The following is an 8,654-nucleotide window of genomic DNA, read 5'->3' on the forward strand; positions in this document are numbered from 1 at the left end:
ACTAATTTATCAGATAAAGTGTAATAAAATAACTATAAAGTACACAATATAAGGGGTTAAAATTTTTCGAATACACCCAATCCAAATAAAGCAAAATCATATTTTGCAGGATCATTTGCATCTAATAAGCGAAGATTGTTATCTAATTCGAGAAGTGCTTTTGCATCATTTTGTTTGCGAGAAAGTAATTCTAATTTGCGCGCTACATTACCTGAGTGAACATCTAGTGGACAGGATAGGGCAGAAGTAGGAATTGTTTTCCAAATACCAAAATCGACACCATTATTATCTTGTCTAACCATCCAACGCAAGAACATATTAATTCTTTTGGCTGCTGAGCCATTCATTGGATCCGAAATATGTTTTTGAGTTCTAGCTAAATGATCTTGCTCAAAAAATACTTTTTTAAATTCAGAAATACTTTTTTGCATCGAATTTGTTTCGGCATTTTTTGCAAATACCACTTCTAATCCGCTATGATTTTTATAAATATTTTGTAAGCTTTTTATAAACTGATGAAAATCTTGTCCATTAAACGTTCTATGAACAAAATTATGTAAAGACTCTAATTGTGATTCCTTGTGATTCATTACAAAATCATAAGGAGAATTCCCCATAAGATTCATCATTTTATGAGAATTCTGAATAATCATTTTGCGGTTTCCCCAAGCAATTGTTGCGCTCAAAAATCCAGCAATTTCTATGTCTTCTTTCAAAGAATATAAATGCGGAATTTGAATGGGATCACTTTCAATAAATGTAGGATTGTTGTATAGTTCGACTTTTTCGTCAAGAAAGTTTTTAAGCTCTAATTTATTCATTTCTAAATAGAACTTTTAAGCAAGTCGTATGTAAGTATAATTGGTTTTTTCACTTCTCTTTTTATAGCTCCGTTTACCATAATTAATTTTCGGTCCGCCATATCGGCTAACTCTTCGTTATGAGTTACTATCACAAAAGTTTGCCCTAGTTCGTCACGAAGTTTAAAAAATAAATTGTGTAGGTTTTGTGCCGTTTCGGTATCAAGATTTCCTGAAGGTTCATCTGCAAAAATAATTGCAGGCTTGTTTATCATAGCCCTTGCTACAGCTACACGTTGTTGTTCTCCTCCCGAAAGCTCATTTGGTTTATGATGTATACGATTTTTTAGCCCTAAATAGGTTAGTATTTTTTCCGCTTCCAACTCGGTTTCTGCCTTCGACTTGTTTGCTATAAAAGCAGGAATACAAACATTTTCTAAAGCTGTAAATTCAGGTAAAAGCTGATGAAATTGAAAGATAAAACCTAGATTTAGATTTCTAAACTTAGATAAATCCTTATCATTCATTTTTAAAACATCTTCTCCATTAATTTTTAATTCGGTTCCAGTAGCAAGTTTGGGTTTGTCTAATGTACCTAATATTTGTAATAAAGTTGTTTTTCCTGCACCCGAAGCACCCACAATCGAAACAATTTCGCCTTTTTGTATATGCAAGTTAACACCTTTTAAAACATGTAAATTGTCGTAAAATTTATGAATGTTTGATGTCTTAATCATAATTACTCTTTTCACAAAGAAACAAAGAATTTGCTTGAACATCAAATAAAGTTTTGTTAAGAAAAAATATTTAAGAAATGATTTAATTAATTTTGAATAAAGTAAAAATATTATCTACACATGAAAACACTACTAGTATGTTTTTTATCAATAATGACAATAAGTTGTCAATCGAAACCTAAAGAAATGGAAAAATTTGAACCTAATACTATGACTATCGAAAACGGAAAAGAAATTGCAATTTTTGCTGGAGGATGTTTTTGGTGTACCGAAGCTGTTTTTCTAGAATTAAATGGTGTAGAAAGTATTAAGCCAGGTTATATAGGAGGGAAAAATGAAAATCCGAGCTACGAAGATGTTTGCTCAGGAACTACAGGGCATGCTGAGGCTATAAAAATTGTTTTTGATCCTAGTAAAATTTCTTATGGTGAACTATTAGAAGTGTTTTTTGCTACACATGATCCAACAACTATAAATCGTCAAGGTGCGGATATGGGAACACAGTATCGTAGTGAAGTTTTTTGTACCAATGCAAAACAAAAAGAAACTGCATTAGCTTATATAAAACAGTTAAATGAAGCAAACACTTACGGTAAAAAAGTGGTTACAAAAGTTTCTGACGCAACAACTTTTTATGTTGCTGAAGATTACCATCAAAACTATTATAATCAGAACAAAAATAAGTCATACTGCACTTATGTGATTACACCAAAGGTTGACAAAGTGAGAAAAGAATTTAAAGACAAACTGAAAAAATAAATATGAGTTTACTAACAGAAAAAGAAATGATTCAGATTTTAGGTGATAACCATCAAATGACTTCTGCCGAATCTCCAATACGTCCAGATGCTTTCATAAAAACTGATGATCAGAAAATGCAAACAATCGAGAATCATTTTTATAATATCATGCAAGAATTAGGACTCGATATGACAGATGATAGTTTGCAAGGTACACCACATCGTGTCGCAAAAATGTTTATCAAAGAAATTTTTAGCGGTTTAGATCCTAAAAATAAACCTAAAGTTTCTACTTTCGATAATGAATATCATTATGATAAAATGTTGGTCGAAGCCAATATTAGTTTCAATTCTACTTGTGAACATCATTTTTTGCCCATATTTGGGAAAGCTCATATTGGTTATATTTCTAGTGGAAAAGTGATTGGATTATCAAAACTAAATAGAATTGTCGATTATTTTTCTCGTCGTCCGCAAGTTCAGGAACGATTAATCATGCAAATTTTTAATGATTTAAAAATTGCTTTAAATACCGAAAATGTAATTGTAGTTATGGAAGCCAAACATTTATGCGTTTCTAGTCGTGGAATTAAGCATGAATCGAGTTTTACGTCTACAATGCAATACGGAGGAATTTTTAATGAAAAAGAAAATAGAAATGATTTTTTTAATATGATAAAACCAGAAAAATAAAAACTGGCATTAGATTTGTAGATTTATACTTGTAATTTTAATTTATAAAAAATGTCACAAGAAATACAAATAGAAACTTATGCCGAAGTAAAATCATATAAATACACCAAACTTCTTTTAAGTTTGGTTTTTGATGCAGTAGGGATGTTGTCATACGCGGTTCCTTTTCTTGCCGAATTTACAGATATTATTTGGGCTCCAATTTCGGGTTTTTTACTTGCAAAAATGTATAAAGGAACAACAGGTAAGATTGCAGGTGTTTTAGGATTTCTAGAAGAACTATTGCCTGAAACGGATATAATTCCAACATTTACTTTAACATGGTTTTATGTTTACGTAATAAAAAAGGAAAAGTAGTATAAATATCTTTTTTAAAATTTGATTATTTTATAGATACAAAAAAGTGAGTTTTCAATTTTGAAAACTCATTTTTTTTGTATTTCATCTGTACTATTTTACTTCTCAACGAATTGTTAGCAAATATTTTGTGTTGTTATTTCTAATTTTATATTCTTTGCGATATAATCTAAAAATAAAATATGAAAAAAGCTTTACTATTATTGGCATTAATCATTATTAGTACGAATGGTTTCTCACAAAAACTCACAAAAACTAAAAAAATAGAAATTACAGGCACATTTGCCAATCCTATTACTTCTCCAAATGGAGATTTTATTTTGTTAACAAATCAACAATCCGAAGGTGTTTTATTATTGAATATGAAAACCAATAAACTAACACAAATCTCTAAAATAGAAGGAAGTGGTTATGGTTATAGTTGGGCAAATGATGGTGAATCTTTTTTTTTATAAAGTAAAACCTGAAAATGGTTACATCATGAATTCTGAGGTTTATAGTTATAATATCAAAACTAAAAAAACTGAAAGAGTAAACATTAATCATAATTATTTACCTTCCTATAAAGGAAATACTAAAGGAAGTAACATTGTTGTTTATACCAATATAATGACTCTAAAAATTGAAGCTATCGATTTAAACACTTTAAAATCATGGATAGTTACTAACGATGAAGGTCAGTTTTACAATGCTATTTTATCTCATGATCATAAAAAAGTAGCAGTACATAATGGTGCTAATGTTTTTGTGTATAATATAGATGGTTCAGGTATAATTGCAAAATTAGGAATCGGGATTGCTTCTTCTTGGTCTAAAGACGATAAATATCTCTTAGGTTTTATGGACGAGAGTTTAGATGGTCATGAAATAAGTAATTCAGATTTGTACTTATTTGATGTAGCAAACTCAAAGTCAAAAAAAATTACACAAACAAAAGATTCTTTTGAAAGTGATCCAAGCTTTTTTGGTTCAGATAAAATAATTTATGCTGATGAAAAAACGGGTCAAATATTTACTTCTCAAATTAAATTCTAATTCTCATGAAACAATTATATATATTTTTATTTACAATTATAATTTCATTAGTAGCGAATTCTCAAGTTATTGTTATTGATCCTGGTCATGGTTATGGAGCAACAATAAGTGATAATCCAGATGGTAGAACCGCAACAGAAATTGAAACTGCTCTTGAAGTTGGTTTAAGAACAAAAACTTTATTAACAAATAATTGTGCATCAGTTGTAGTTCATATGACTAGAACAACAAATGTAAACGGTTGGATTTCAGTAGATCAAAGGGCATTAATGGCTCAAAACTGGAACGCTGACAGATTGTTAAGTATGCACGGAAATGCAGGTGGAGGAACAGGTACAGAAACATTTTATTCTACAGCAACAGGATTAGTTGCTAATACTGAAAGCGCAGCAGTTCAATTAACTTATGCAACAAAAGTTCAGAATGAAATGGTACTAAATGGTGATTGGTTAAGTAGAAGAGTATCTACCGATATTAGTTTTTTAGGGTATAATTTAGGAGTTTTAAAACGTTCAACAACTGGTTGTCTAAATGAGATTGGATTTGTTGATAGCACAACTGATGCTCCAAAACTATTAAGTTCTACTTGGAGGGATAAGTTTGCATTAGCTTATTTTAATGCGCTTAAATCAAATTTAAATATGACTTGTAATGGAACAACTCATGTACCAGGAAGTTTTTCACTTACCGTAACTCCAGTTTGTAATGCTACAACTAGTCAAGTTAATCTTTCTTGGACAGCTTCTGCAACTGCGACTTCTTATGATATTTATAGAAATGGAATTTTGTGGGATACAAATGTAACAGCGACTAATTATGTAAATACAACTAATGTTGTTGCTGGAACTACTTATACTTATTCTGTAAAAGCTAAAAATACAGGCACAACTCAAGTTGTAAATTCAAACGGAACTCTATCTGCAACTGCTTTAAATTGTGCTATTCCTGGCTCATTTACACTAACTATAGCTCCAGAATGCGCAACAACAACAAGTAGAGTTAATCTTTCTTGGACAGCTTCTGCAAATGCAACTTCTTATGATATTTATAGAAATGGAATTTTATGGGATACAAACATAACAACAACTTCTTACATTAATACAACCAATGTTGTTACTGGAACTACTTATACTTATTCTGTAAAAGCAAAAAACACGACTACAACTCAAGTTACAAATTCAAATGGAACTTTATCTGTAACTGCAATAAATTGTGCAACTCCTGGAGCTTTTACACTAACAGTTATTTCAGAATGTAGTACTTCTGCAACAAGTCAAAATCGATTAAATTGGACTGCGTCTGCAAATGCAACTGCTTATGATATATACAGAAATGGAACTCTTTACCAAGCAGATGTAACAGGAAATCAATATATTAATAGTTATTTAATTACTGCTGGAACTGTTTATACTTATTCTGTTAAAGCAAAAAATGCTATTGGTCAAACTACGAATTCAAATGGAACTTTATCGCTAACTGCAATAGGTTGTTCACCAGGTGCTTTTACGCTTTCTGCTATTGCCGATTGTGCTACAACAACTAGCAGAATAAACCTGACTTGGACTACTTCGGCAGGAGCAACTACTTATGATATTTATAGAAACGGAAATCTTTACGCAAGTGATGTAACGGGGAATCAATTTTTAAACACTTATCTAATTGTTGCAGGTTCAACTTATACGTTTTCGATGGTTGCAAAAAATAGTGTGGGAACTATTACAAACTCAAACGGAACAAGATCAGTGACTGCAATTAGTTGTTTAGTAGCCGGTGCAAATATCCCTATAGCTGCAATTTCTAAAAATGAGGAATTAGTAAACAATAATATCTTTGTTAAAAATGAAATATCAGTTTATCCAAATCCAACCGAAGGTGAGTTCTTTTTGAATATTGATAATGTGTTAGATAAAACATTAGAAATTACTATTTTTAGTTTAACTGGTCAAATAGTTTATACTAAAAATATCAAATCATCTGAAGAAACTTTAAACCAAGGAATAAATATCAATCATTTACCAAGTGGAATTTATTTGATTAAAATTAATATTGATGGTAAAGAATACAATAAAAAAGTAGTGAAAAACTAATATAAATTACCTTCATAAAAAAACGCATTTGAAAATCAAATGCGTTTTTTTATGAAAACTAAAATCCTGAATCATCAGCACTAGGACCGTAACTTGCGGGAACATTTATCCCTAATAATCTAAAATAAACGCCTAGTTGTGCTCTATGATGTGTAATTTGATTTAAAGCATGCCTAATTGTTTCAGCTTTTGTTTCTTGGGAAAGTATTTGATCTCCCATTCGTAAAGTCCAAATTTCATTAAGTTTTGCTTCATTTTCAGGAATAAGAACTTTCCGTGTTTTCGCTAATGAAGCTTCATGTATATCTAAAAGTTCTTTTGTAGAAGAAATTGAAGTTGGTGTAAAATCAAAAGTAGCAAAATCTAATCCATCAGTTGTTAAAGCCATTTCAGCCCAAGCGGGTAATTCGGCAATATGAACAACTAGTGGTTGCATTTTCATGCTTTTTTCATGTGGCTGCCAATCAAGTTTGTCTTCTGGAACGAGAGAAAGGAATTTTCTAGTAACTATCGCTTCTTTCTCCATTTCTTTCAAAAAAATAGGTATTAAATCCATAATTATTATATTTAATAAGTTAATTTTTCTTTTAAATCATTTGCATCAATATCACTGTGAGAAGCATTGTAAATAGCTTTTCCATCTTTAATCAAAATAATTTGTGGAGATTGATGAACTACATCAAATCGATTTGCAATTTCATTTGAAACATCTCGAAATGCTATCAAATCTAAAAAATAAGGAGTGACTTTATCCTGAAAATCAAATTCATTTTCAAACTGTTTTAGTGCCATTCTGCTTACGCTACAACGTGTGCTATGTTTGAATATTACAACGGGTTTGTCATGAGATAAATTTATAATTTCATTTAGCTCTCCTAAATCGGAAAGGATATTCCATTTTATGGTAGAATTATTATTATTTTCTTCAGCGTTGCCAAACATATTTTTTAAAAAACTCATTTTGTCTTATTTTAAGCCATTTTGTCTATACTAACTACTGATTAACAGACATTTTGTCCTATTTTTCGTATTGGAATAACAATTGACGATTATTTATCAAAGTTAACTATTTATAATAAACAACAAACCTAAAAAAATATGAACATTAATAAATTTACAATCAAATCACAAGAAGCCATACAGGCAGCGCAACAATTGGCGCAAAGTTTTGGACAACAACAAATTGAAAATGAACACATTTTTAAGGCTATTTTTGAAGTCGATGAAAATGTTGCACCATTTATTTTAAAAAAACTAAATGTAAATATTCCGTTATTCCAGCAAGTACTTGATGCTACAATACAAAGTTTTCCAAAAGTTTCTGGAGGAGAAATCATGCTTTCTAGAACAGCAAATACAACATTAAACGAAGCGGAAATCATTGCAAAAAAGATGAATGACGAATTTGTTTCTATAGAACATTTACTATTAGCCATTTTTGCATCAAAAAGTAAAGTGGCACAAATTTTAAAAGATCAAGGTGTTACAGAAAAAGTCCTGAAAGCTGCTATTGATGGGCTTAGAAAAGGAGAAAGAGTAACCTCAGCATCTGCCGAAGAAACTTATAATTCTTTGAATAAATATGCTAAAAACTTAAACGAATTAGCAAAAAGGGGCAAACTAGATCCTGTTATTGGACGTGACGAAGAAATTCGCCGTGTTTTACAAATTCTAACGAGAAGAACTAAGAATAATCCTATGCTTGTTGGGGAACCTGGTGTTGGTAAAACTGCTATTGCAGAAGGCTTAGCACATCGCATTGTAGATGGAGATGTTCCTGATAATTTGAAAGATAAAATTGTCTTTTCACTAGACATGGGGGCATTAATTGCGGGTGCAAAATACAAAGGTGAATTTGAAGAGCGTCTAAAAGCGGTGGTAAAAGAAGTAACTGTAGCCGAAGGTGATATCGTTTTGTTTATTGATGAAATTCATACGCTTGTAGGTGCTGGTGGTGGTGAAGGTGCTATGGACGCAGCAAATATCCTGAAACCTGCTTTAGCTCGAGGGGAATTGCGTGCTATTGGTGCAACAACACTGGATGAATATCAAAAATATTTCGAGAAAGACAAAGCACTCGAACGTCGTTTCCAAAAAATTATGGTTGAAGAACCTGATACCGAAAGTGCTATTTCTATCCTACGTGGAATAAAAGAGAAATACGAAACACACCATAAAGTTCAGATAAAAGATGAAGCTATTATT

Annotated in this window: 11 protein-coding genes; 7 read left to right on the plus strand and 4 right to left on the minus strand. The window is 31.0% G+C overall.

Annotation, left to right across the window (positions count from 1 at the left end):
- Positions 1-56 precede the first annotated feature (56 nt).
- Both ACKVOV_RS00925 and ACKVOV_RS00930 read right to left on the minus strand, forming a co-directional pair.
- Positions 57-821 carry a TIGR02757 family protein gene (locus ACKVOV_RS00925; protein ID WP_409204900.1) on the minus strand — a complete coding sequence of 255 codons (765 nt, stop codon included), beginning with the start codon at positions 819-821 and terminating at the stop codon, positions 57-59.
- 2 nt (positions 822-823) lie between these two features.
- Entirely contained in the window at positions 824-1,537 is a 714-nt protein-coding gene (locus ACKVOV_RS00930) for an ABC transporter ATP-binding protein (protein WP_409204901.1), read from the minus strand.
- A gap of 120 nt (positions 1,538-1,657) precedes the next feature.
- On the opposite strand from ACKVOV_RS00930, the gene msrA reads away from it, so the two are divergent.
- From msrA to ACKVOV_RS00960, 6 genes are all read left to right on the plus strand, one after another.
- Complete coding sequence (msrA, locus tag ACKVOV_RS00935; RefSeq protein ID WP_409204902.1) at positions 1,658-2,296, plus strand: peptide-methionine (S)-S-oxide reductase MsrA; 639 nt, start codon at positions 1,658-1,660, stop codon at positions 2,294-2,296.
- Positions 2,297-2,298: 2 nt separating this feature from the next.
- On the plus strand, positions 2,299-2,970 hold the full coding sequence (folE, locus tag ACKVOV_RS00940) for a GTP cyclohydrolase I FolE (RefSeq protein ID WP_409204903.1): 672 nt from the start codon (positions 2,299-2,301) through the stop codon (positions 2,968-2,970).
- A gap of 51 nt (positions 2,971-3,021) precedes the next feature.
- On the plus strand, positions 3,022-3,327 hold the full coding sequence (locus tag ACKVOV_RS00945; RefSeq protein ID WP_409204904.1) for a hypothetical protein: 306 nt from the start codon (positions 3,022-3,024) through the stop codon (positions 3,325-3,327).
- A 182-nt stretch (positions 3,328-3,509) separates the two neighbouring features.
- The gene (locus ACKVOV_RS00950; RefSeq protein WP_409204905.1) at positions 3,510-3,782 is read left to right on the plus strand and encodes a hypothetical protein; all 273 of its coding nucleotides are present in this window, start codon (positions 3,510-3,512) and stop codon (positions 3,780-3,782) included.
- Positions 3,757-4,362, plus strand: a complete 606-nt coding sequence (locus tag ACKVOV_RS00955) for a hypothetical protein (RefSeq protein WP_409204906.1) — start codon at positions 3,757-3,759, stop codon at positions 4,360-4,362. The genes ACKVOV_RS00950 and ACKVOV_RS00955 overlap by 26 nt, the downstream gene beginning before the upstream one ends.
- Positions 4,363-4,367: 5 nt before the next feature.
- A complete protein-coding gene (locus ACKVOV_RS00960; protein ID WP_409204907.1) occupies positions 4,368-6,449 on the plus strand; it encodes an N-acetylmuramoyl-L-alanine amidase in 2,082 nt (693 codons plus the stop codon).
- Between the two features lie 58 nt (positions 6,450-6,507).
- On the opposite strand, the gene ACKVOV_RS00965 is transcribed toward ACKVOV_RS00960, so the two are convergent.
- Positions 6,508-7,005: a DinB family protein gene (locus tag ACKVOV_RS00965; RefSeq protein ID WP_409204908.1), complete on the minus strand. Its 498-nt coding sequence runs from the start codon at positions 7,003-7,005 to the stop codon at positions 6,508-6,510.
- An 11-nt stretch (positions 7,006-7,016) separates the two neighbouring features.
- Positions 7,017-7,409, minus strand: coding sequence for a bacillithiol system redox-active protein YtxJ (gene ytxJ / locus ACKVOV_RS00970; protein ID WP_409204909.1), 393 nt, complete (start codon positions 7,407-7,409; stop codon positions 7,017-7,019).
- A gap of 138 nt (positions 7,410-7,547) precedes the next feature.
- Here ytxJ and ACKVOV_RS00975 point away from each other — a divergent pair.
- Positions 7,548-8,654 (plus strand): Clp protease N-terminal domain-containing protein (locus tag ACKVOV_RS00975; protein WP_409204910.1); only part of this gene is annotated, 1,107 nt, incomplete at its 3' end.

The organism is Flavobacterium sp., assembly GCF_046153165.1.
Lineage (GTDB): Bacteria > Bacteroidota > Bacteroidia > Flavobacteriales > Flavobacteriaceae > Flavobacterium.

Excerpts from the sequence above, each read along its gene's own strand:
- ACKVOV_RS00925 (WP_409204900.1), bottom strand. The coding sequence starts at position 821 with ATGAATAAATTAGAGCTTAAAAACTTTCTTGACGAAAAAGTCGAACTA.
- ACKVOV_RS00930 (WP_409204901.1), bottom strand. The coding sequence starts at position 1,537 with ATGATTAAGACATCAAACATTCATAAATTTTACGACAATTTACATGTT.
- msrA (WP_409204902.1), top strand. The coding sequence starts at position 1,658 with ATGAAAACACTACTAGTATGTTTTTTATCAATAATGACAATAAGTTGT.
- folE (WP_409204903.1), top strand. The coding sequence starts at position 2,299 with ATGAGTTTACTAACAGAAAAAGAAATGATTCAGATTTTAGGTGATAAC.
- ACKVOV_RS00945 (WP_409204904.1), top strand. The coding sequence starts at position 3,022 with ATGTCACAAGAAATACAAATAGAAACTTATGCCGAAGTAAAATCATAT.
- ACKVOV_RS00950 (WP_409204905.1), top strand. The coding sequence starts at position 3,510 with ATGAAAAAAGCTTTACTATTATTGGCATTAATCATTATTAGTACGAAT.
- ACKVOV_RS00955 (WP_409204906.1), top strand. The coding sequence starts at position 3,757 with ATGATGGTGAATCTTTTTTTTTATAAAGTAAAACCTGAAAATGGTTAC.
- ACKVOV_RS00960 (WP_409204907.1), top strand. The coding sequence starts at position 4,368 with ATGAAACAATTATATATATTTTTATTTACAATTATAATTTCATTAGTA.
- ACKVOV_RS00965 (WP_409204908.1), bottom strand. The coding sequence starts at position 7,005 with ATGGATTTAATACCTATTTTTTTGAAAGAAATGGAGAAAGAAGCGATA.
- ytxJ (WP_409204909.1), bottom strand. The coding sequence starts at position 7,409 with ATGAGTTTTTTAAAAAATATGTTTGGCAACGCTGAAGAAAATAATAAT.